Annotated in this window: 23 protein-coding genes; 9 read left to right on the forward strand and 14 right to left on the reverse strand. The window is 47.4% G+C overall.

Translation table 11 applies throughout. The features are described 5' to 3' along the window. Positions 1–6 precede the first annotated feature (6 nt). From lnt to B2W60_RS12480, 6 genes are all read right to left on the reverse strand, one after another. Positions 7–1,518 (reverse strand): apolipoprotein N-acyltransferase, encoded by a 1,512-nt coding sequence (lnt, locus tag B2W60_RS12455; RefSeq protein ID WP_292361248.1) that lies wholly within the window; start codon positions 1,516–1,518, stop codon positions 7–9. Then, complete coding sequence (locus B2W60_RS12460) at positions 1,518–2,387, reverse strand: HlyC/CorC family transporter (RefSeq protein ID WP_292361249.1); 870 nt, start codon at positions 2,385–2,387, stop codon at positions 1,518–1,520. Before B2W60_RS12460 ends, lnt begins: the two co-directional genes overlap by 1 nt. Continuing rightward, positions 2,384–2,848 carry an rRNA maturation RNase YbeY gene (ybeY, locus tag B2W60_RS12465; protein ID WP_292361250.1) on the reverse strand — a complete coding sequence of 155 codons (465 nt, stop codon included), beginning with the start codon at positions 2,846–2,848 and terminating at the stop codon, positions 2,384–2,386. Before ybeY ends, B2W60_RS12460 begins: the two co-directional genes overlap by 4 nt. Continuing rightward, complete coding sequence (locus B2W60_RS12470) at positions 2,845–3,819, reverse strand: PhoH family protein (RefSeq protein ID WP_292361251.1); 975 nt, start codon at positions 3,817–3,819, stop codon at positions 2,845–2,847. The genes ybeY and B2W60_RS12470 overlap by 4 nt, the downstream gene beginning before the upstream one ends. A 21-nt stretch (positions 3,820–3,840) precedes the next feature. Continuing rightward, positions 3,841–5,181: a tRNA (N6-isopentenyl adenosine(37)-C2)-methylthiotransferase MiaB gene (gene miaB / locus B2W60_RS12475; RefSeq protein ID WP_292361252.1), complete on the reverse strand. Its 1,341-nt coding sequence runs from the start codon at positions 5,179–5,181 to the stop codon at positions 3,841–3,843. A gap of 205 nt (positions 5,182–5,386) precedes the next feature. Then, positions 5,387–5,698, reverse strand: a complete 312-nt coding sequence (locus B2W60_RS12480; RefSeq protein WP_292361253.1) for a hypothetical protein — start codon at positions 5,696–5,698, stop codon at positions 5,387–5,389. Positions 5,699–5,771: 73 nt separating this feature from the next. On the opposite strand from B2W60_RS12480, the gene B2W60_RS12485 reads away from it, so the two are divergent. The 3 genes from B2W60_RS12485 to ycaO all read left to right on the forward strand — a co-directional run bounded on the left by B2W60_RS12485 (position 5,772) and on the right by ycaO (position 8,236). Then, the gene (locus B2W60_RS12485) at positions 5,772–6,119 is read left to right on the forward strand and encodes a GlcG/HbpS family heme-binding protein (RefSeq protein ID WP_292361254.1); all 348 of its coding nucleotides are present in this window, start codon (positions 5,772–5,774) and stop codon (positions 6,117–6,119) included. Positions 6,120–6,144: 25 nt separating this feature from the next. After that, on the forward strand, positions 6,145–6,345 hold the full coding sequence (locus B2W60_RS12490) for a DUF3185 family protein (protein WP_292361255.1): 201 nt from the start codon (positions 6,145–6,147) through the stop codon (positions 6,343–6,345). 148 nt (positions 6,346–6,493) lie between these two features. Continuing rightward, the gene (gene ycaO, locus B2W60_RS12495) at positions 6,494–8,236 is read left to right on the forward strand and encodes a 30S ribosomal protein S12 methylthiotransferase accessory factor YcaO (RefSeq protein ID WP_292361256.1); all 1,743 of its coding nucleotides are present in this window, start codon (positions 6,494–6,496) and stop codon (positions 8,234–8,236) included. Between the two features lie 78 nt (positions 8,237–8,314). Here ycaO and B2W60_RS12500 read toward each other — a convergent pair whose 3' ends face one another. From B2W60_RS12500 to B2W60_RS12515, 4 genes are all read right to left on the reverse strand, one after another. Next, on the reverse strand, positions 8,315–9,874 hold the full coding sequence (locus tag B2W60_RS12500) for a cation:proton antiporter family protein (RefSeq protein ID WP_292361257.1): 1,560 nt from the start codon (positions 9,872–9,874) through the stop codon (positions 8,315–8,317). Positions 9,875–10,034: 160 nt separating this feature from the next. Beyond that, complete coding sequence (locus B2W60_RS12505) at positions 10,035–10,331, reverse strand: DUF1840 domain-containing protein (protein WP_292361258.1); 297 nt, start codon at positions 10,329–10,331, stop codon at positions 10,035–10,037. 127 nt (positions 10,332–10,458) lie between these two features. Beyond that, on the reverse strand, positions 10,459–11,778 hold the full coding sequence (locus B2W60_RS12510; protein WP_292361259.1) for a ferredoxin reductase family protein: 1,320 nt from the start codon (positions 11,776–11,778) through the stop codon (positions 10,459–10,461). 210 nt (positions 11,779–11,988) lie between these two features. Continuing rightward, entirely contained in the window at positions 11,989–12,309 is a 321-nt protein-coding gene (locus tag B2W60_RS12515) for a hypothetical protein (RefSeq protein WP_292361260.1), read from the reverse strand. A gap of 176 nt (positions 12,310–12,485) precedes the next feature. On the opposite strand from B2W60_RS12515, the gene B2W60_RS12520 reads away from it, so the two are divergent. From B2W60_RS12520 to B2W60_RS12535, 4 genes are all read left to right on the forward strand, one after another. After that, on the forward strand, positions 12,486–12,848 hold the full coding sequence (locus B2W60_RS12520; protein WP_292361261.1) for a winged helix-turn-helix domain-containing protein: 363 nt from the start codon (positions 12,486–12,488) through the stop codon (positions 12,846–12,848). Between the two features lie 99 nt (positions 12,849–12,947). Beyond that, on the forward strand, positions 12,948–13,715 hold the full coding sequence (gene modA / locus B2W60_RS12525) for a molybdate ABC transporter substrate-binding protein (RefSeq protein WP_292361262.1): 768 nt from the start codon (positions 12,948–12,950) through the stop codon (positions 13,713–13,715). 16 nt (positions 13,716–13,731) lie between these two features. Continuing rightward, positions 13,732–14,397 (forward strand): molybdate ABC transporter permease subunit, encoded by a 666-nt coding sequence (gene modB / locus B2W60_RS12530; RefSeq protein ID WP_292361263.1) that lies wholly within the window; start codon positions 13,732–13,734, stop codon positions 14,395–14,397. Continuing rightward, a complete protein-coding gene (locus B2W60_RS12535; protein ID WP_292361264.1) occupies positions 14,394–15,551 on the forward strand; it encodes an ABC transporter ATP-binding protein in 1,158 nt (385 codons plus the stop codon). Before modB ends, B2W60_RS12535 begins: the two co-directional genes overlap by 4 nt. A gap of 32 nt (positions 15,552–15,583) precedes the next feature. Here B2W60_RS12535 and B2W60_RS12540 read toward each other — a convergent pair whose 3' ends face one another. From B2W60_RS12540 to B2W60_RS12550, 3 genes are all read right to left on the reverse strand, one after another. Continuing rightward, positions 15,584–15,859, reverse strand: a complete 276-nt coding sequence (locus tag B2W60_RS12540) for a DUF1971 domain-containing protein (RefSeq protein ID WP_292361265.1) — start codon at positions 15,857–15,859, stop codon at positions 15,584–15,586. 131 nt (positions 15,860–15,990) lie between these two features. Continuing rightward, positions 15,991–16,581, reverse strand: coding sequence for a uracil-DNA glycosylase family protein (locus tag B2W60_RS12545; protein WP_292361266.1), 591 nt, complete (start codon positions 16,579–16,581; stop codon positions 15,991–15,993). A 72-nt stretch (positions 16,582–16,653) separates the two neighbouring features. After that, positions 16,654–16,911, reverse strand: coding sequence for a DUF1488 family protein (locus B2W60_RS12550; protein WP_292361267.1), 258 nt, complete (start codon positions 16,909–16,911; stop codon positions 16,654–16,656). Between the two features lie 254 nt (positions 16,912–17,165). Here B2W60_RS12550 and B2W60_RS12555 point away from each other — a divergent pair, with 254 nt between their 5' ends. Together B2W60_RS12555 and B2W60_RS12560 are read left to right on the forward strand one after the other, a co-directional pair. After that, positions 17,166–18,452 carry an MgtC/SapB family protein gene (locus B2W60_RS12555; RefSeq protein ID WP_292361268.1) on the forward strand — a complete coding sequence of 429 codons (1,287 nt, stop codon included), beginning with the start codon at positions 17,166–17,168 and terminating at the stop codon, positions 18,450–18,452. 241 nt (positions 18,453–18,693) lie between these two features. Then, positions 18,694–20,532 carry a metallophosphoesterase gene (locus B2W60_RS12560; protein ID WP_292361269.1) on the forward strand — a complete coding sequence of 613 codons (1,839 nt, stop codon included), beginning with the start codon at positions 18,694–18,696 and terminating at the stop codon, positions 20,530–20,532. A gap of 21 nt (positions 20,533–20,553) precedes the next feature. On the opposite strand, the gene B2W60_RS12565 is transcribed toward B2W60_RS12560, so the two are convergent. Next, the gene (locus B2W60_RS12565; RefSeq protein WP_292361270.1) at positions 20,554–21,948 is read right to left on the reverse strand and encodes a phospholipase D-like domain-containing protein; all 1,395 of its coding nucleotides are present in this window, start codon (positions 21,946–21,948) and stop codon (positions 20,554–20,556) included. Positions 21,949–22,336 lie beyond the last annotated feature (388 nt).

Consider the following 22,336-nt stretch of genomic DNA (forward strand, 5'->3'; position numbering starts at 1 on the left):
ATCAGATTATGAGTCGTTACGGCGTTGAAGTAGCTGATAATACGCCCATAGGCCCAGCAACAACAAAATGCATATTAATAATGGCCATTGCCCCAGTCGCACATAGGGGGTAATACCATCCCGGGGCTGAATCTCTCCTGTCAGCACTGCCAGTTCAAATTGTGGACTTTGCTGCTGCAGTTTGCCCCTGTGATCGATAAACGCAGAAATACCATTGGTGGTCACCCGCAAAATCGGCCTGCCAGTCTCCAGCCCCCGACTGCGTGAAATCTGTAAATGCTGGTGCGGTGCAAACGAATCGCCATACCAGGCATTATTAGTGGCATTTATCAGCAGGGTTGACGCTGGTACGGTGTCTCTCACCTCTAATGAAAATGCATCTTCATAACATATCGATACCCCAACAGGCTGTCCGGCCAGCAACATTTGTGGCTGATCCGCTGATCCGGGGACAAAGGCCGACATCGGTAAATCAAAGAATTTGATCAAACCACGTAACGTTTCAAACGGCACATAATCACCAAACGGAACCAGATGGCGTTTATGATAAAACACCGGCGTGTCGGTCAGACTGACCATGCTGTTGTAGTAGTCTTCGCCATTTTCGTCCAGCACCGGCAGTCCGAGAAGAATATCGGTATTTTGCGAACGCGCTTCGCGACCCAAGGGTGCCAGATAACCTTCATCTATTTGATGATAAAACGCGGTTGCCGCATTTTCAGGCCATACAATCACATCCGCATCCCAGTGCTGGCGACTCAAGTCAGCATAGAGTTGTAAGGTATTTCGCAATTGCTGCGGGTCCCATTTAATCTCCTGCGGCACATTACCCTGAATTAATGCTGCTTTAATCGGCTCACCGGTTGGTTTTGTCCATTCAACCGACTGCAATGCAAAAGCACCGCCCCAAATCACTAAAGGCAGTAATAAAAGCGACCATTTACGCTGAGAAATCACCACCGCCAAACTACCGGCAGTCAATGCCACCAGCCAGGAAGCCCCATGCACACCAATTAACGGAATCATCCCGGCAAGCGGGCCTTCAATTTGTCCGGTGCCAACTTCAAGCCAAGGAAACCCCGTCAAAAACCAGGCTTTGAACCATTCAAACAACAGCCAGCTGACAGGCAGTAATATCAGGAAATCTTTCGCCGTAAGTCTCGAACCAGTTAGACGCTTCAGCAACCATCCCAGTGCACCAATCATTGCCCCCAAAGCAATGACAAATAAGGCTGTCAGTAACCCTGCAAGAAATACACTGGCCTGACCGAACACATGGATGGCGACATACACCCAGGAAACGCCGACGCCAAACATGCCGATGCCAAACAAACTACCACGCCAGAAGGCTTGTCGCGGAGTGACATGCTGCCAACTCAGAAATAAAACAAGCAGGCTCAACACCGCCAATGGATAAAAATGAAAGGGTGCCAGGCTAAACGGCAGAATGGCACCGGCAATCAATGCTGCCCAGCGACCAAATGCACCTTGCCAAGCAATCTGCCCGGGGTTTGTCATTATTCCGTTTCGCTATCGCTATCAGTAACTTCGGGTAAAACTACCATACGCAACAAATGCACACGACGTTTATCAGCCCGTAGCACAGTAAACTCGAACTGACCGATGGTCACCTGCTCACCACGGCCAGGCAAATGACCGAATTGATTCACTACATGGCCTCCAACGGTATCAAAGTCATCGTCACTCCACTCCGTTTCGAAGTACTCATTAAAGTCTTCGACAGGTGTCAGTGCTTTTACAGTGAAGGTGTTTTCATCACGCTGTAAAATCGGTGCATCGTCATCCACATCATGCTCGTCTTCAATTTCACCCACGATTTGTTCCAACACGTTTTCGATGGTGATCATGCCTGCCACGCCACCATATTCGTCGACAACAATGGCCATATGATTACGACGGGCACGGAATTCACGTAACAGAACATTTAATCGCTTACTTTCCGGGATAAATACGGCCGGACGTAATAATTCGCGCAAATCAAAATTAAACTCTCCAGAGCTGACAACAGCTGAAAGCAGATCTTTGGCCAGTAAAATGCCGATGACATCATCCCGATCATCATCAATCACCGGAAACCGGGAATGCGAGGTTTCGGTCACCAGCTTCAATGTTTCTTCTGCTGGCGCATCTCTTGAAACCATCACCACCTGAGAACGCGGGATCATGATGTCGCGTGCCTGCATTTGCGAGACACTCAAGGCGCCTTCAACAATCGACAAGGCTTCGGCATCAAGAATATGTCGCTCGGAAGCATTGCGTAACAGTTCAATCAGCTGTTCCTGGTCTTTTGGCTCCAGAAACAGATTACTTAATTTTCGCACCCAGGAAACTGGACTGTCTGAGCGACTCGGTCGTCCCTCACTCATGATGTAACCCTCTGCTCTATATAAGGATTTTTGATCTCAAGTTTATCTAAAATACGGATTTCCAACGATTCCATCAGCTCGGCTTCATCGTCTTCAATATGATCATAACCAAGTAAATGCAAACAGCCATGTACGACCAGATGTGCCCAGTGATCTTGCAGCACTTTATTCTGCTCGGCGGCCTCTTTTTCAACCACGTTTACACACAACACCAAATCACCTAACAACATAGGTTCCAGCGGCACGGGTGACTCGAAGGGGAAGGATAAAACATTGGTGGGATAATTTTTGCCACGATAGTCGTTATTCAATTCGGCACTTTCTGCTTCATTCACCAGACGAATACTTAATTCACAGTCTTCATTGACTTCGGCCAGCGCTGCGCTGGCCCAGCGTTGGAATTGTTGTTCTGATGGAACATCTGCATCAGTAGCCTGCTGCAAATCAATGATGACGTTCACGACTTGGTTTCAGCCTTTTCATAGGCCAGGATAACTTTTTGCACCAATGAATGGCGCACCACGTCTTTAGCCTGGAAGAAAGTAAAACCGATACCATCAATATCTTTTAAGACTTCAATAGCATGACGCAAACCCGAACGGGTTGAGCCCGGTAAATCCACCTGCGTAATGTCACCGGTTATCACCGCTGTGGAGTTATACCCCAGTCGGGTCAGAAACATTTTCATTTGCTCAACCGTGGTGTTCTGCGCTTCATCAAGAATAATAAAAGATTCATTCAATGTACGACCACGCATATAGGCAAGCGGCGCCACTTCGATGACATTACGCTCGATCAGCTTGGCAACTTTTTCAAATCCCAGCATTTCATAAAGCGCATCAAACAATGGCCGTAAATAGGGATCAACCTTCTGAGCCAGATCCCCAGGCAGGAAACCAAGTCTTTCTCCGGCTTCAACAGCAGGTCTGACCAACACAATTCGTCTGGCAAAATCACGTTCCAGTGCTTCTACCGCACAGGCGACTGCAAGATAGGTTTTACCGGTTCCGGCGGGTCCCACACCAAAGTTAATGTCATGGGTCATGACGCGACGCAGATAGGCCTGTTGATTTTCGCCACGCGCCTTGATCAAACCGCGCTTGGTTTTGATAGTGACTTCTTTTTCTTCCTCAAAACCGGTGGTTTCAGTGCCGCCTGATTCACGAATAGCCAGATGAACCTGTTCGGGTTCTATAATGGATTGTGCGGTATCGGCATACAGCGCGTGAATCACTTCCTGTACTTCAGTCAGCATTTCCGGCTTGCCAATAATCTGGAATTTTCCACCACGATTATTAATTTCCACACCAAATCCGCGTTCCATCATCCGGATATGTTCATCCAGGTGACCGCACAAATTGGCTAATCGGGGGTTGTCCGCAGGACTTAATTCAAAGCTTATCGAGTCAACTGTTACAGTTGGAGTGACCACAAATTTGATTCCATAAAGGAGTTATAAGATAACGCTATCAGCAAGAAGTTCACCTCGCAAGGAATTGGTGTGTGCCTCTGTGACTCGCACATCGACAAACTTCCCCACCAGCGCAATATCACCGGGGAAATTCACTACCCGATTATTTTCTGTTCGTCCGGCAATTTCTGCTGCATCACGATGTGCAGCCCGCTCTACCAATACACGTTGCACCGTGCCGAGCATGGATTCACTGACCGCATTTTCAAGTTCACGTAAACGATCCTGCATAATTTGCAAGCGTTGTTTTTTCTCTTCTTCAGAGACTGAATCATTAAACATCGCTGCCGGTGTACCGGGACGCGCGCTATAGATAAAACTGAAAGAATGATCAAAACCGATCTGGTTAATCAGCGCCATCGTTGCATTAAAGTCTTCTTCAGTCTCATTCGGGAAACCGACAATAAAATCACTCGACATACTGAGGTTCGGGCGGATTTTTTTCACTCGCTCAATTTTTTCAACATATTGCGCGACGGTATGACCACGTTTCATCATCGCCAGAATGCGATCCGAACCGGACTGTACCGGTAAATGCAAATGATTGACCAATTGAGGGATTTCGGCAAATGCTTCAATCAATGAGTCAGAAAACTCCACCGGATGCGAGGTGGTAAAACGGATACGTTCAATGCCATCTATTGCAGCAACGTAGTGCATCAGTAACGCCAGATCAGCGGTTTCATCATCTTCGATAATGCCACGATAGGCATTCACGTTCTGGCCAAGCAGATTGACTTCACGCACACCCTGCGCAGCCAATTGTCGAATCTCTCGCAGCACGGCCCCCACAGGACGACTGACTTCTTCACCGCGGGTATACGGTACGACGCAGAATGTGCAGTACTTGCTGCAACCTTCCATGATAGAAACAAACGCTGTTGGGCCATCGGCTTTCGGTGCAGGCAGGTTGTCGAACTTTTCGATTTCCGGGAATGAGATATCAATTTCCGGTTTATTATTTTTTCTGACGTCATCCAGCATGATGGGCAGACGATGCAGGGTTTGCGGCCCAAAGATCAGATCCACATAAGGCGCGCGTTTACGAATCGCTTCACCTTCCTGACTGGCCACACAGCCACCGACACCGATCACCAGATGCGGTTTTTTATCCTTCCAGCGTTTCCAGCGACCCAGTTGATGAAAAACTTTTTCCTGAGCTTTTTCGCGGATCGAACAGGTATTGAGCAACAACACATCCGCTTCTTCAGCGATATCGGTTGTTTCCAGTTGATGCGACGCAGCAAGCACCTCGGCCATCTTGTTCGAGTCGTACTCGTTCATCTGGCAACCAAAGGTTCTGATAAAAAGTTTTCCGGCCATAAAATCAGTTAGTGATAAAGGGCGCACAGCATACGCTTTTTTACCTACTTAGTACAGACAAGTGATTGTTTTTTCAGGGGCAAAATAGTGGCTTTAAAAAACCATGATCCCTCCACACACAACTATCAGATAGCCACTCGCATACAGGCACTCCAAAATCCTCAGTTGCCAAGCAATTTTGGTCAAGAATATCTGAACTGAACATTTAGTCAGGTCGACGCTGACTATTAAGATAATTCCAGGCCTTTTCACACTCCGGCAGATCGTAAAACAACGGCGTTTGAGCACCGCCCTGATTGCCATAATCACTGTAAAAACGATCACAATACTCCTGGCTTCGATCCCACTGCGCAACGCATTCTGCTGCATATTTTTCACGTACAGGTTTCAGTTTCTCCAACCTCGCTGCTTCGCAAGCCTGATTAAGTTGTTGCTGGAGAGCCTGACGATCTTCAGCAATGGCCTGATTTACCAAGATACTCAGAGTTACGCTGAGTAATAAAAAAACGGTTCTCATAGGCTTATCCTGTCATCAAATGAAATAAGTCGTTTTGACTTACATTAATGCGCTTATATCTGGGACTTTTATAGTGGAACCGCTTTTATTCAACATTGTTGTCATTGCAATCACATTCCCTGCCTGGGTAGGCAGTATTGATATTGCCACCAAAAAAGCCCGTACGCCGTTTATTTCGGCATACCCAGTGGAGAAACAGGTCAACTGTCTCAGTCCGGTCAGCCTTATATATGGTATTGAGCATTCAAACGATGGCATGATTACTTTTCCGGGAGGCGTACCGATTGTGGATGATGAAGCATTTATGTCGGGCGCGATAGGTGTAAATGGCAGCTCAGTCGAAAACGATGATCTGGTCGCTCATGCAGGAGCCGAAATCATCAATGTCTGTGATTTGCCGGAACATCTATGGAGAACATAAATAAAATAATTAAAGGAGAGAGAATATGAGTTCCAAACTTTTAGGCATTATCTTGTTAGTTGTCGGCGTTATTCTGCTGATTTTCGGTTGGAATGCTTCACAGTCTTTAGGCGATCAGGTCACTGAAACACTTACTGGCCGTTTTACCGATGAAACCATGTGGTTCATCATTAGTGGTGCTGTAGCTGTGGTAGTGGGCGCTTTTTTAGCACTCGGCAAAAAATAAATTTTAAGATGCCATCGACTCATAAATCAGGCAATGGCAATTATGCAAAAAGCACAACCCGCAAAGCTGTTAAGATGTGAAGCCAAAGCAGGCTAACTGAAAAAGCCCCCATTACTGGGGGCTTTTTTATCCACACGAGTACTTCATCATGACTGAACAAACCTTTATTAAAGGCAAAGACAGCGATCTGGAAACCAGCATCGCCACCATGCAGGCCAAATTAAAATCGTTTGGTTTTGATATCGAAGAAGCCTCCTGGCTCAATCCGGTCAGTAATGTTTATTCTGTGCATATCCGCGATAAAACCTGTCCTTTAATGTTTACCAATGGCAAAGGCAGCAGTGAAAAAGCCTGTCTGGCCAGTGCTTTGGGCGAGTATTTCGAACGGCTTAGCTGCAATTACTTTTTTGCTGATTTCTATCTGGGCGAACATCACAGTAACAGTGAATTTGTGCACTATCCCAATGAACGCTGGTTTGATATTGATGGTGATGAGATGCCGGAAGGCTTGATGGATGAAAGCCTGTGGAAATATTTTGATCCGGAAAATGAACTAACGCCGGATATGTTGTTTGATACCAACTCCGGTGATGGCGAACGCGGTATCTGTGCCGTGCCTTACCAACGTTTGTGTGATGGTGAAATCCGTTACATTCCAGTCAATGTGATTGGCAATATTTATGTCAGTAATGGCATGTCAGCCGGTAATACGCAGAATGAAGCCCGTGTTCAGGGTTTGTCTGAAGTGTTTGAACGTTATGTGAAAAACAAGATCATTGCCGAAGGGCTTTGCCTGCCGGAAGTCCCTGATGAAATACTTAACCGTTTCCCAAAAATCCAACAGGCCTTACAGGAATTACGTGATCACGGTTATCACCTGCGAGTAGCTGATGCATCACTGGGCGGTCAGTTTCCAGTAATGTCCGTGACATTAATTAACCCAAAAGATGGTTCAGTGTTTGCCTCGTTTGGCGCACATCCGAGTTTTGAAGTGGCATTGGAACGTACCGTCACCGAATTATTGCAGGGCCGCAGCCTGGATCAGCTGGATGTATTTCATCCACCAACATTTGATTTGGATGAGGTCGCTTCGCCTGCCAATCTGGAAATGCATTTTATTGATTCCAGCGGTTACATCTCTAACGACTTTTTCCGCGAAACGCCTGATTACGATTTCTTCGATTGGGATTATGATGATGCCACCGCCGATGAGTTCAAATTCCTGACCGACAAAATCCACGGCCTGGGTTTTGATATCTATATTGCCGATTACCATCATCTGGATGTCTATGCCTGCCGTATTCTGGTGCCGGGCATGTCCGATATTTATCCGGTCGATGAATTGGTTTGGGAAAACAATAATGAAGGCGCTTTATTCCGCGAAGACTTTCTGACTCTGAAAGATGGCGACCCAGAGCAATGGCAAGATATTCTGGATCGTCTTGATGAAGGTGGTTATAACGATCAAACTCCAGTGGCTCCGTTTATCGGACTGGCCCCAGATCCCGGCACCTTATGGGCGGATATTCGTCTTGGCGAACTGAAAGCCATGCTGTATCTGGCATTGGAAGACGAAGAAGCCATCGATTGGATTGACTGGTGTCTGGCTTTGGATCAGGCCAGCGAAGAAAACATTTTGTTTTACCGTTGCCTGAAGGCACTGCTGGAAATCAAATGGGATGATGAACGCGATTACGCTGAATACAGCAAAGGCCTGGCTTTGATGTATGGCCAACAAAATGTTGATGATGGCATTCAAATCGTCGAAGGTGAAAAACTATTCCACAACCTGCATTGCCCTGGCCTCAGCCTGGAGGGTTTTGAACGCCACAATGCATTATTGGCAGGTTATGAAAAACTTCAGCAAGCCAAGCGGACCAACTGGAAATAAACTGCGCTGAAATACACCTTATCCAAAATGAAGGCCAGACTGATTGCTGGCCTTTGATTTACCGTTTTACCATGATATTCAGTGCTGCATCGCTTGATCCGCCAACGATAGGCCGGCACCTTCGTAGACTTCAAACACTTCATCAGCGCCCAGATTTTTCAGCCGCTCAACTTCATCAGAATATTCAACAATGGCCGCAACGCGACCTTTAAAATCCCGTCCTCGCAATTGTTTAAGCGCATAGACATTACCGGCATGATGCGGCATTGCCAGTACCACCAGTTGCACCTGATCACTCACCAACAATTTGTCCCAAAAATCAGAATCCACTGCATCGCCTTCAACGATTTGATAATCCTGACTCAAGCGTTCCACTTTGTTTTCATCGTTGTCGATTCCCAGCACATTCAAATTATATTTTTGCTGCAGCCGTTGATAGGTGCCACGGCCAATTTTGCCCATGCCCAAAATAACCACCTGTGCGCCATTTAATTCAATAGGTTTGTCATGTGGATGTAATTCAGCCGCAGGCACTTCCTGCAATCGATTACGGCTTAATTGATAGAGACGTTCGTTATAGTTGTTCAATATCGCAGCCACCACAAAACTCATCGCGACTGATAACGATAAAATCACTAACCAGTCACTGCTCAACCAGCCTTGAGTCATCGCTAAAGCCGTTACGATCAAGCCAAATTCGGAGTAATTGCTCAGTGTCATCGATGCTAATACTGAGGTGCGGACCCGTAATTTAAAGCGGGGAAATATCACCACAAATAGCACGGTTTTCAGGGGTAACAATACTAACAATAACAATGCCAGCCCAACGTGCTCCCAATTGGGTAATGCCGTCAGACCGATCGACAGGAAAAAGCCGACCAGAAACAGTTCTTTAATATTAAATAAAGATCGTGCCAGATTAGCCGAGGTTTTGTGAGGCGCCAGCAGAATTCCCATGATTAAGGCACCGAGATCGCCTTTCAAACCCACCAGTTCAAACAGCTTATAGCCGAGCACTAACGCAAGGACAAAACCAAACAATACCTGCATTTCGCCATGACCGAGGCGATCCAGTAATTGACGTAGAAATGGGGCTGCAGGGATCAATAAGAATAATGTTAATGCCCAGACTGAAGGCAAACTGCCCGTAGTGGCTGACAGGAAAATCACGGCAAAAATATCCTGCATGATCAAGATACCAATCGCCACCCGTCCGTAAAAAGATTGGGTTTCACTGCGCTCTTCCAGCACTTTGACAGCAAATACCGTACTGGAAAACGATAAGGCAAACGCCAGAATGACAATGGCTGTCCAGTCTGTCGATTGCATCAGCATGATACCGGCGAATTTGAGCAAGCCCAGAATCAGCACAAATAACACGCTGGACAAGGTGATATGCAAACTGGCAACGCCCCACACTTCCGATTGTAATAAAGTGCGGATATTGAGCTTCAAACCGATGGTAAACAGTAATAAGGTCACACCAAGATTGGCGACAGCCTCAAGCGTCGGCGTGAGCGTATAGCCCGAATAATTGAGCAAAAAACCTGCTGCCAGAAATCCGGCCAACGGTGGCAGGCGTAAAATCATTGCCAGCAGACCACCTGCAAAGGCATAAATAAAATAGGCCGGTTCCACGATGTGACTCCCCTGTCTGATGAGCGATTGCAAGCCAATCGTCATATTGAGTTAAAGGGTAATCATACCTGACAATCTTACCTTTCAGCGCATTGCCAACGGATTGTTAAACACGTTTTTATAAAATGTTCACTACGCCTGTTATCACTGGGTTTTCAGGCTATTTGCCATCCCACATTACATCCGCATTAGCGTCAATGGCGGCTTTTAAAAGGTTGATTAATGGCAATGCCCGCTGCGACAAACCTGGCTTGAATTCACCCTCTTTAGGATCCTGTTCTGCCGCTTTACTTGAATCGACGGCTTGTTGCAGATTCGATAAAGCTGATGGTAAGTCACGGGGCTGAAAGGCTCCCGGAACAGTGCCACTGTGGCCCATTATTTTCAGCATATCTTTGGCCACATCACCCATCATGGTGATATTGGCATAGGCTTTGGTGCTAAAGGTGACGACCATTACTTTCTCCAGTTGGTGAAATTTTTCATCGAGCAAATAACCAGGCTATGGTAAGTGCAATCAACAACAAAACGACGGAGACCACACTGCCAATTCGTCGAGCATAGATATGCAACATATAAACTCCTTACACCAGATTAAAACGTTCAGAATACATACGACAGATATTGACGCCGCGTTTTCGTAATTCGGGTTCCACCAGATCCATCATTGGTGGTGGTCCGCAGACAAAATAATCAATATCCTCTGCATCTTCAGGCAGATATTCGTCCAGCAAATCTCCATCAACGTAACCGGACTCGCCCATCCAGTCATCGGATGGATCAGAAAGTACATGAAGCACCTGAAGCGGCAATTTTTGGGTAAACGCTTCCAGTGTATCGCGCATGATAATTTCATCTTCAGATTTGTTGGCGTATATCAGCCACATCGGGCTTTGATTATGCTCTACCAGTCGGCTGCGGATCATCGACAATATGGGTGTAATGCCGATGCCGCCGACAATAAACACCGCACGGCGTTTGGCTTTTGGATCCATGGTAAAAACCCCGTAAGGGCCTTCCAGAAAGGCCTTATCGCCGGGTTTGACCTTCGCCAGATAATGTGTGAAATCACCTGCTTCCTTGATCACAAATTCAAGATGTCCGGGATTGCTTGAACTGGATGCCATTGAAAATGGATGTTGCTGAATTGAAAACGGCGAACTCCCCAATGTCAGCCAGGCAAATTGACCGGGTTTAAAATTCATTCCCCGATGACCATCCGCAACTAAAATCAGATCGGTTGAATCCGCTCGAGTGTTCTCGGACTCGACTACCCGCCAAGGACGTTTTTGCATTTGATAAGGTCGCCATAAACGGGTTTCCAGCAACAGCAACAATGGAATGGTGATCGCAGCAATGAACAATATCTGGGTTAACCAACCATCAGTATGATGTCTGCCCATTAAGGCATGCCCCAATCCGCCGGCAACCACAAATAATGAAAGGCCCGCATGCACGGTTCGCCAGTTTTCGTATTGCAAACCGAGCTGTTTACGCCACAACGAACTGATGATTAATGCTGTCACCGCCAAAGCCAGTGCATAAACACCGCTGGCCCGCAGCCAGTCTTCAGTGGGATCCAGCCAGGCAATAAACTGCTGATCTCCAGTCATCAGTAATACAGGGTGCGCCAGAATCAGTATCCATGCCGTAATGCCGGTGCGACGATGGAACTGCAGTAAATTATCTTGTCCCACACCAGCAGCAAACCAGCGATGTCTGCCTGAAATTATCAATTGAGTTGCCAGCATACCCAACCCCAGTAACCCCAGCATCGACCCCATTTCCACCAGCAAATCTCGCGGTTCAGGGCGTTCAATACCCATCGCAATCATCATCGGCAACAAGGCAATCAGCAGATACAACAATAACCAGCCTGCAATGGTGATGGGTTTTATCGGCATTCAAATACTCCGATTCCGGGTGAGATGGGCTTACTAAACGAGAGGCAGAAAAGATAAAAAGTGGCTGCTTTAGCAGCACCAACATTACTACACACTAAAGCAGATAACTAACGGTTGTGTGTAACAGGCAGCAAACTCTTTTTGTTATCAATACAAAGCCGGCCAAGAAAACTCACTGCCGGTTTTGTGTTTCATCAACGGTTGAGTCGATTATCTCGGCTCAACCGTGGTTTCATACTCCGGACTGACTAAACGCGGGTCGCCTTTTTCCAGACACAGGAACGTCACATCGTAAAAATATTTCACTTTCTGACGTTTCAAGGTCTTCGTAACCAATACTTCTTGTCCCAGATTCGCACAATATGCACCGGCTTGATCCAGTACAGATGCTTTGGCTGTTGACGCATTCAAATGATCAGCAGAAACCGTATAGGTATCCGGGCCGACTTTTTTGACACCTGATGTTTTCACCGCACAGCCCGATACCAATGCAACTGACGACAAACCTAAGATTAGCGCAATAATTTTCATTCTGTTCTCCACGATGAATATGCCGTTCAATACTCGGCCATTATCAGCTGTTTATAACGTAATAAACAATGACTATTACAACGCATAAATCCCGGTCAGGCTTTAACCTGTATTGAGTTCTATTTCGGCTGACAATGGCTCTGGTCTTCAGCATCGCTTTTGGTTAGGCTAGCGCTATGTGTCCAACAACCAAAACGTCAGCTGCCATTTTAGTTCGTCCCCGAATTTATCTGGGCAAGGGTTTAGCCATTGGCCCCGGTAAGATCGATTTATTACGAACAGTCGCGGAACTGAAATCGATTGCTGCAGCAGCCAGAAAACTCAGCATCCCCTATAAGCGCGCCTGGGTGCTCATTGATTCGCTGAATCAGGGGTTTGGCAAACCGGTTGTGGAAACGACCAGCGGCGGAAAAGGAGGTGGCGGCGCTTCGTTAACGACTCTCGGTCAGCAATTGGTTGAGAAGTATGATGCACTTGAAAGACGTCTCAATGCTCAAGCTGCCGAAGAATTAGCCGCCGTTCGTGCATTAACCGACTAAACCTGATGTTCGCAAAGTTGTTGAGATAAATAACATGCATTATATTGAGCGTTATGTCTCAACAGACCTAACGAAAGTAGCCCTATTAGTCAGGACAACATGAAGCCTTATAAATTAATCGCCAGTCTGTTTCTCGTGCTGCTTTCAACCCAGGCAATGGCTGAAAAGGCTACGATAGCCGCAGCATCTGATCTCAAATTTGCCATAGAAGAAGTTGCCGCGCTGTTTGAGCAGGAAACCGGTCAGCAACTGCGTTTAGTGTTTGGATCATCCGGTAACTTCAAAACCCAAATCCTGCAAGGCGCGCCGTTTCATCTGTTTATGTCAGCAGATGAGAGTTTTGTGTTTGAGTTAGCCAAAGCTGATAAAACCCAAGATGAAGGTCGCATCTATGCGATTGGTCGCATTGGCATCATCGTGCCGCATCAATCACCTTTAAAAGCTGATGGTGAATTAACTGATTTAACGAAGGCTGTAACAGATGGCCGATTACACAAATTCGCTATCGCTAACCCTGAACATGCCCCCTATGGAACTCGGGCAATGGAAGCTTTGCAATATGCCAATCTGTGGCAGAGCATTCAACCAAAGCTGGTTTATGGTGAAAATATTTCTCAGGCTGCCCAGTTTGCCACCTCGGGATCCACTCAAGGCGGCATTATTGCGTTATCTCTGGCACTCGCCCCACAAGTCGGCAGATTGGGTGAGTTTGAATTGATCCCCGAGCATTGGCATCAGCCACTTATTCAGCGCATGGTGGTGATAAAAAATGCCCCGCCATCGGCACAACAGTTTTATGACTTTCTCGCCACGCCCAGGGCCCAAAAAATCATGCTGCGTTATGGCTTTGCGATGCCAGATGACTAACCGAGAGCAACGTTAAATGGATTGGCAGGCTTTAACACTTTCATTGCAACTGGCTTTTGTCACCTTACTGGTGTTACTGCCTTTCGGACTGTGGTTAGGCCGTTGGCTGGCACACACTCAGGTTCGTTATAAAGCCTGGATAGAAGGGTTAGTGGTATTACCACTGGTATTACCACCCACGGTGCTTGGTTACTACCTGCTGGTGTCCATGGGGGGTGGTTCACCCTTCGGCCAATGGATGCAGAATACCTTTGGTATCCAACTTACCTTCAATTTTTCCGGTCTGGTGATTGCCTCGGTCATTTTTAATATTCCTTTTCTGGTACAACCGATTCAACGGGCTTTTGAAGCCATTCCCCGAGAGTTGGGTGAAGCCGCTGCGGTGAGTGGGCTGAGCAAATGGCAGAGTTTCTGGCGCATCGAGGTATTGCTGGCCTGGCCCGGCATTTTATCAGGCATGGTGCTGACTTTTGTGCACACGCTGGGTGAATTCGGCGTGGTATTGATGGTCGGCGGCAGCATTCCCGGCGAAACCAAAACCATCGCCATCTCCATCTATGATCGGGTGCAATCGTTTGATCTTGAAGGTGCCAATCAAATGGCGATGATGTTATTGGCGCTTTCTTTGACCGCAGTCGTGGCATCGTTTTTTGCCTCGGCACGATTGGCGGTAAGACGATGACACACACATCTCCAGCACTTCACGTCTCGGTAGAACAGTCACAGCCTATGCCTCTGAAAGGCAGCTTTCAATGTGAATCCGGACAGTTATTGGCATTGGTTGGTCCTTCCGGCGCAGGCAAAACCTCGTTGATGCGAATTTTGTCGGGACTGATGCAACCACATCATGGCAAAGTGATTGTCGGTGACGAAATATGGTGTGATACCGACAACCATATTTGTTTGCCGCCGCAGCGTCGCCATGTGGGAATGGTGTTCCAGGACTATGCACTTATGCCGCATTTTGATGCGATTGAAAATGTTTCATTGCCGTTATTACATCTGCCAAGAGCCGAACGAACTAAACAAGCAAAACAGTGGCTTGATCATGTTGGCCTAACTCACGCAGAACAACACCGTAAACCGGCGGATTTGTCAGGTGGTCAGCAACAACGGGTGGCCGTTGCCAGAGCGTTGGCTCGGGAGCCCAGATTAATGCTGCTGGATGAACCCTTTTCGGCAGTGGATCAGATGAACCGTCAAAGTCTGTATCGGTTGCTGGCCGATTTACGACGTGATTTAGCTATTCCAATTATTTTGGTCACCCATGATTTGAATGAAGCACGACTGCTGGCTGATCAGCTGGTGGTCATCGATAACGGCCAAATCCTTCAACAGGGAACACCTTCGGATATTTACAATGCGCCGCGTAATGCCCGTGTTGCTGATTTGGTGGGTATACATAATCGCTTTCTGGGAGAGTGGATCGGCCCAACTGAGCCACCCGGAAAAGGGTTGTTACGCTGGAAGGGTGACGGTCAGAAAGCAACCCAACAACCTGTTTTACAGGTGCGTGATAAAGGACGAATTCCTGCAGGTCAGCCAGTCAACTGGGTGATTCCGAGTGATGGCATTGCCTTAATCAAACAGCAGGACATATCACAGGAAAATGATTTTCATGCCCAGGTGACTGAATCAAGACATTTAGGTGAAATCAACCTGCTGACATTAACGGTTGAAGAAGTCGCTGGAGCCGAGTTTGTGTTGACCTTGTCCGGGTCATTCCGAAATAGTTTATCGGTGGGAACCAGGCTGGGCATCAGGCTTGACTTGAGCATGGTGCATGTCATGCCGATCCGCAAAGGCGGTAAAGCCAGGCAAATCCGGGCACTGTGAATCTACATAAATCGTCTGCGTAGAGTGATCCGCTACTGATAAAACTCGACAAAAAAACTCACCTGCCCCATCGGTTTTACATGATGCAGGACGGTAGGTTCCACCACGCCAACTCTATTTGAATCCAATTCTATTTCTTCAAAAGGCTGCTGGATGGTGTAAAGCAGCTTGCCACTCAACACGACGATTTTTCCCCAAACGCCTTCTTTAGTCTGATGGCTATTCAGCAAGCCGGTTGGAATCGTACTTTCGTCAAATTCGGGTGTACGTTTATAAGCAACGATATTATCTGGTAGTGGTTTCATCATCTGTACCTCTTATTTCCAGATCGGGCATCACACTGAGTAAAATCAGCAAATTCATTACATTTTAGCGTTATACGTTCACTATATAGTATTCAATTATGCTGTTCTGGCAGATAAAACAGGCAAAATCACCTTTACTCTTCCGAATCCGACAGGACCTCTGCCACTCGACGACGCAAATCCGGCAATAAACATTCTGCAAACCAGGGATTATTCTTCAACCAACGGTTATTACGCGGACTTGGATGAGGCAATGGCACCCTATCCGGCCAGGTTTCTCGCCAATCCAACACGTTCTCGGTAAGCGTCTTTTTGCTGTATGGAAAATGATACGCCTGAGCATATTGACCAATTACCAGCGTCAGTTGAAGATCTTCAAACTGTGACAGCAAAGTCTCACGCCATGCCGGAGCACATTCTGGTCGTGGCGGTAAATCGCCGGACTTGCCGGTTCCCGGATAGCAAAATCCCATCGGTAGAATCGCAATCCGACGATCGTCGTAAAATACCTCCCGTGAGAGGCCCAGCCAGGCTCGCAATCTGTCCCCACTGGCATCGTTAAATGGAATACCGGTTTCATGCACTTTTCTGCCAGGCGCCTGTGCTGCAATCAGGATTCGTGCAGATGGATGAAATTGCACAACCGGCCGAGGCTCAAACGGCAGCTTTTCAGCACAGAGTCGACAATGGCGGATGTCCCTCAGTAATGCAGAAACGGTTGTCATACTGAAAGCAGACAGATCGCCTCCCCTCTGAACAGCCTCAAAAAAATCATCGCCCAACCCAGTGAATAAAACTTAGTCGAGCTCACCACGATGGATATGAATTTCACCGTCAATGACCTTATGGTTAAGGATCAAGCCCTCAGCAATCTCTTCGAATTTGTATTGATGATCCAAAAACAGTGTTTCAGCATCTTCGTGATCGTCAGGGTCAGCCAACTCGTCTAAGGCAGCAGTAGAGACGATACACGCCACCGTCTGATTATTGACGATGGCATAAAACGTCACATCTTGATCATTCACCAAATATTCACCGGTAAAGTCGATATCCATAACGTCTCCTTAAATTGGTTAAGCTGTAAGCTGCATCTAAACACAAGGAAAAAAGTATTAAAAAACAGGACTTCTTCAGCATACCCTAAGTTGCATCAGATTTTTATTTACGGGTATCGGATATCTCCATTTAATTGGTTTACTGTTATTTGTATTTTTTTCAGTCCTTGCTTTATCGTTGTGGTGAGATTGCTACTGGATCCTAAGATCGCATGCTTATAATGAAACTGAGTCACTAACCAGGATGAACGACTATGTACGAACTGAGTGATTTTCTCAGTACGGTCAGCCAGGATCTGTTTGCACTCGGCATTGCCCTGGCTCTGGGAACCCTTATCGGGTTGCAACATGGCTGGCACGCCAGGGATAAAGCCGCTGGGCAACGTGTCGCTGGCATCCGAACCCATGCCCTGCTTGGTTTGCTGGGCGGTCTTTCAGTTCAGCTCAGCCGGGAATTAGGTGACTGGATACCCGCTATATTGCTAATTATGGTTGGACTGGCAGGCATGACCGGGCTTTTGATTAAAAACCGGCAACAACAGGATTTCAGCATCACCAGCTGGGTCGGCCAGATGCTAACTTTTTGCTTTGGTGCGCTGGTGGTTGCAGGACAACCAGTGATTGCCGCCGCAGCGGCAGTTGTCACAGCAATAATTCTGGACAACAAAGAGTCCATTCATCGTTTCCTGAAGACATTAGAAGCCAATGAACTGGACGCAGGCCTGAAGCTTTTGCTGATATCGGTAGTGGTACTGCCATTATTACCTGATCAGGGTTTTGGGCCCGGTAATGTACTGAACCTGAGAGAAATCTGGTGGCTGGTTGTGCTCATTGCTGCAATTGGTTTCATCGGTTATTTTGCCATGCGTTTCGGTGGTTCGGAACGAGGCATACTGTTCACTAGTCTGTTTGCCGGACTCAGCTCATCCACCGCGCTGACCCTGCATTTTTCCCGTCTTTCTCGCCAGTCAGACTCAACTCAGCTTAGCCCGCTACTAGCCGCTGGCATTCTCATCGCCTGTGGCACCATGTTCCCTCGGATTCTGCTTTACGCCGCGCTGATTTACCCGCCATTGCTGAAAGATCTGCTGCTCCCGGTCATCATCATGGGCAGTCTTTTATACGGTGCCGCGGCCTGGATTTGGTGGCAACATGCCGGATCGGGAAACGTGACTCAGCCCAAGGGACAGAATCCACTGGAACTGCGGGCAGCCCTGCTGTTCGGCTTGTTACTGGTAGTGATTTTACTGCTTGGAGAGTGGATGAAGAATCTGATGGGTGATGCAGGTATTTATCTGCTGGCAGCCGTTTCCGGACTGACCGATGTTGATGCCATTACTTTATCGCTGACGCGTATGGCGCGTGATGACTTAACTGCCACCACAGCGGTTCTGGCCATCATTATCGCCGCCATGGTCAACAACCTTTTCAAGGCCAGCCTGGCACTCAGCATAGGTAACCGTAGAATCGGGCTTCGAGTATTAATACCAATGCTGTTATCGCTATCAGCAGGCCTGGCCGTGGTCTTATTGAGGATGTGAATTTGTCTGTGTTTTCAGCGGTGTTCATCTCCATGAGACAATTTACTGATTTCAACTGACCTGGTCAGTTAAACCAATCCATGATCATCGATTGGTAACACGCTTTATTGATACTGCTTAGGGAAACTCCCCTAAACGCTATCCCAGAGTGTGTTGTATGAATTTTTTGAAGCTAACACAGTCAAGCCTGATCATCTCAGGGTTTGTTCTATTATCAGGTTTGTATACGTCAGGAGAAACAGTGGCCAAAAACGTCCCGGAAAGCATTGAAACAAAACAGCAGTTTCTCAGCGATCCGTTTTTACAATTACCCACCGAAGATTCGGTCAATGTGGTCTGGTTTACCAACTTTGAAGGGCAAAACCATCAACTGCACTATGGTGATGGACAGGTTGCTGATGCCAATACCAGCAAAATGACCCGGATGTTTGAGGATGCGGATTCATTCCAACCAGAAGCATATTATGAGACGCTGACCACCCGAAAAGTTTATCGCCACGAAACCACGGCAAGCGGATTGTCCTCTGGCGCCCGTGTTAATTACCTGGTGACCAGCGTTACCAATGATGGACAAACCCTGACCAGCGAAAGCTTTACACTCACACCGCTGCCACAGAAAAATCAGCCGCTGAAAATTCTGCTCACCTCAGATCTGCAATCCAAAGCCAACTCCCCTGCCAATTATCAAAAAGTCGTCGAAACAATTGGTTTACCCGATGCTGTTTTCTTCGCAGGGGATCTGGTGAATATCCCGGATCGGGCTTCTGAATGGTTCGATCAAATTCAAGACGGGGCACCGCCATTTTTCCCCACCATGCAGGGACGTTATCGGCAAATCAGATCTGACTCGGCCTATAAGGGTGGTGAAATTCTGCAACACACCCCATTATTTGCTGCTATTGGCAACCATGAAGTGATGGGGCGTTTTCTGCCACAACAGGCCGATCATCGAATGAATAACAGTTTTAATGATCCACAACCCCGCTGGTATGCCGAAATCGCTTATGAACAGATAAAACAGCAAATTAACCCTGACAACGACCCACAAATCAAAGCGCAATGGATTCTGGATAACTCGCATAATCAGCAAACCTATCTGGAGGTGTTTTCATTTCCGGATGACGGGCCAAACGGCAAGGAATATTACGCCATGGCATTCGGCGATGTGTTTCTTATCTCAATGAATGTCTCCCGGATCTGGCGTTCGTGGAATGTAAGCGGCCAACACCGCAGCATGTTTGTCGAAGCCTTATCAGAGTTGCAAACACCGGACGCATGGGGATTCGGCGAATTTATATTCGAGCGTTTTGATGCCCAGTCACAGCAATACCAATGGCTGGAAGGCGTGTTGCAATCGGCAGCGTTTAAACAGGCGAAATATAAAGTGGTGCTGGCCCATCAAGGCATTTTCGGGCTGGGGGATAATGTCGTCCCGGTGCTTGCCAATCCGCTAATGCAGCTTATAGAAATTGATGATGCTAATACTGAACAGGTTACTGAGCTCAGCTTTCCCATCAGCCCGGCAGATTGGCAAAACATCGTGCAGCCAAAACTGTCATCAATTCGTGAAGTGCGTTATCACTATCCACTCGGCGACGATATCTGGCGAAGGGATATAGAGCCGCTGTTGGTAAAACATGGCGTTGATCTGGTACAGATTGGCCACTCACACCTGTGGAACCGTACCAAGGTCGGTAATATGCATTATCTGGAAACATCCAATGTCGGCAATACCATGGGCGCTTATTTCACCGACCCAAGTGGTGCTTATCCGCATGATAACCGTGCTGCTAAAGCCAATTTCTGGGCTGAACTGAAATCTGAAAATTCACGTTGGAATTCTGCAGATTACGCTGCCAATGGCGATCCACATGGCCGGAAAATGACATTGCCAAGCATTTTCAGTCCGATGAACCTACTGGATAAAACGTTTCCGGCATTGCCTTTTGTCACCAGTAATGAACTGACCACCTTTTCCATTCTGGATACCGGCACCGGAACGATCAAAAGTTATGTTTTCGATACCCGTGATCCAGTATCAGCCGTGCAGTTATTTGATGAATTCTCGTTAGGTGACTGAGTTTGTTAATCTAAAAAAAGGTTAAAACGTACTAAGTCCGGTGGTTTCCATCACGCGATAAAGCAGGCGTGGCCAAAACCGCTCGTCGGCATAGGTTGCATAATCCACGCTGTAATGACGATCATCCAGGTTGTTCCAGCGCTCTTCAAACCATCTATGGCCCTGTTGCAGTGGTTCGGCCTCGGCAGGACCGCTCAGAATGACGTTGGTTTCCAGATTAAGATTGTGCAGGTTACGCCGGGTTAAATTGGTTGAGCCAAGCAACATCATACTTTGCCCCTCAGCGCCACGATGCATCAGCCATTTGGCATGGCACTGCTCGCCATGCGTATCACACCAGCGAACGGTAGCACCCGCCTGCATTAGTTCATGAGCCACCGGCCGATTAGGCACACCATTTTTCTCCCGGCCAAATGCATCCTTATTGGGATCAAGCAATACACGCAACCTGACCCCTCGCCCAGCTGCCTGTTTAAGCGCTTCAATAATGTCACGATCAGACAGATAGAACATCGCCATATCCAACTGTTCAGCCGTATTTGCTTCATCAATCAGCGCCAGTGCCGCACGCTCGACTGCACGTTCGGTCAGTACCTGAACCGTAAGCTCAGTATTGGTCACATACGACATTTGCGGCAATTCCAATACCGGACGGACATCACCGGAAAATTCCAGCGTAGCCGCCTCGCTGGCAAACAGATCCCAGGCAGCAGCGCCATTGAAACGTAATGCCACATTGCCATGAGCACTGCTGCCATCGTGCGGGTTGGCCGAAGTCACCAGAGCCGTCAGATCCTGCCCCTTATCCGCAATGATCAACTTACGATGGTTCGCCTTGAAATTAAACATAGCGAGATAGCTTCGCAACGAAACCCGGCTCTCACCAAATGGATTGGGCAGCAGCTCGCCTTCACTATTGCCAAAAGGCTGGATGAACAGTCGCCAGATAGCAGAATACGCAGGGTTGCTGTCACGCAAACGGGTCAAATCAGTCAGAGTGACGGGAATGCCAGCGGCTTCCAATTGAGCAAAATGCTGTGAGGGGCGACCGCCATATATAGTGTTGATCGGGTCAGAAATCACCCTGACCTCAAGTTCCGGATAGCGCTGTTTCTGAGCAATCAAAGCGGCGGTTAATTCGCCTGATAAAGGCCGGTGGGTTTCAGTCAGCTGCCCCTGAAAATCGTTAAACAGAAACATATCCACCAGCACGATCCGCCGGGCATCCGCAATCATTTCAAAAATGCTGTCGAATATCTGCTGATCCATATAGCGTTTGCCATCATCGTCGGTGTAAGTTCTGTCAACCAGAAACTGCACCTCGGTGGCGGGACGGGCCTGAGAAAACATATTCAAGCCGGACGGCAACGGTTTATAAACCTGATAAATCGCTGTGACTACCAGAATGAGCATCATCAGAATGAATAACCGACCCCATAATCGATGCCGGTGATGAGTGTCTCTATCTGAGCTGAATAATATTCTTTGGTGGTGCCTTTTTCTCACTCGCATAATGTAATTCGCTTCAAATCCATCTGAACCCACCACTGACACTGCTTAGTTGAAAGATAATACTTGTTGGCACCTTAAGTCGGAAGTATCGGCTTAAAAAGACACTTTTACATTCAAAACTGCCGAGCTAGGACTAATCCAGCTCAACATCACTGACCACAACCAGCCAAGATTCCAGCGGACAGACTGCCGCAGAGTTTTCCTAAAATGCACAGAATGCAAAAGCAACAGATTATAATTGATTGATTTTAATAAATAAAAACCTATGAGGGGGAAACGAGTTTTTACTCTG

It is taken from the genome of Methylophaga sp. UBA2496, assembly GCF_002341635.1.
Classification (GTDB): domain Bacteria; phylum Pseudomonadota; class Gammaproteobacteria; order Nitrosococcales; family Methylophagaceae; genus Methylophaga.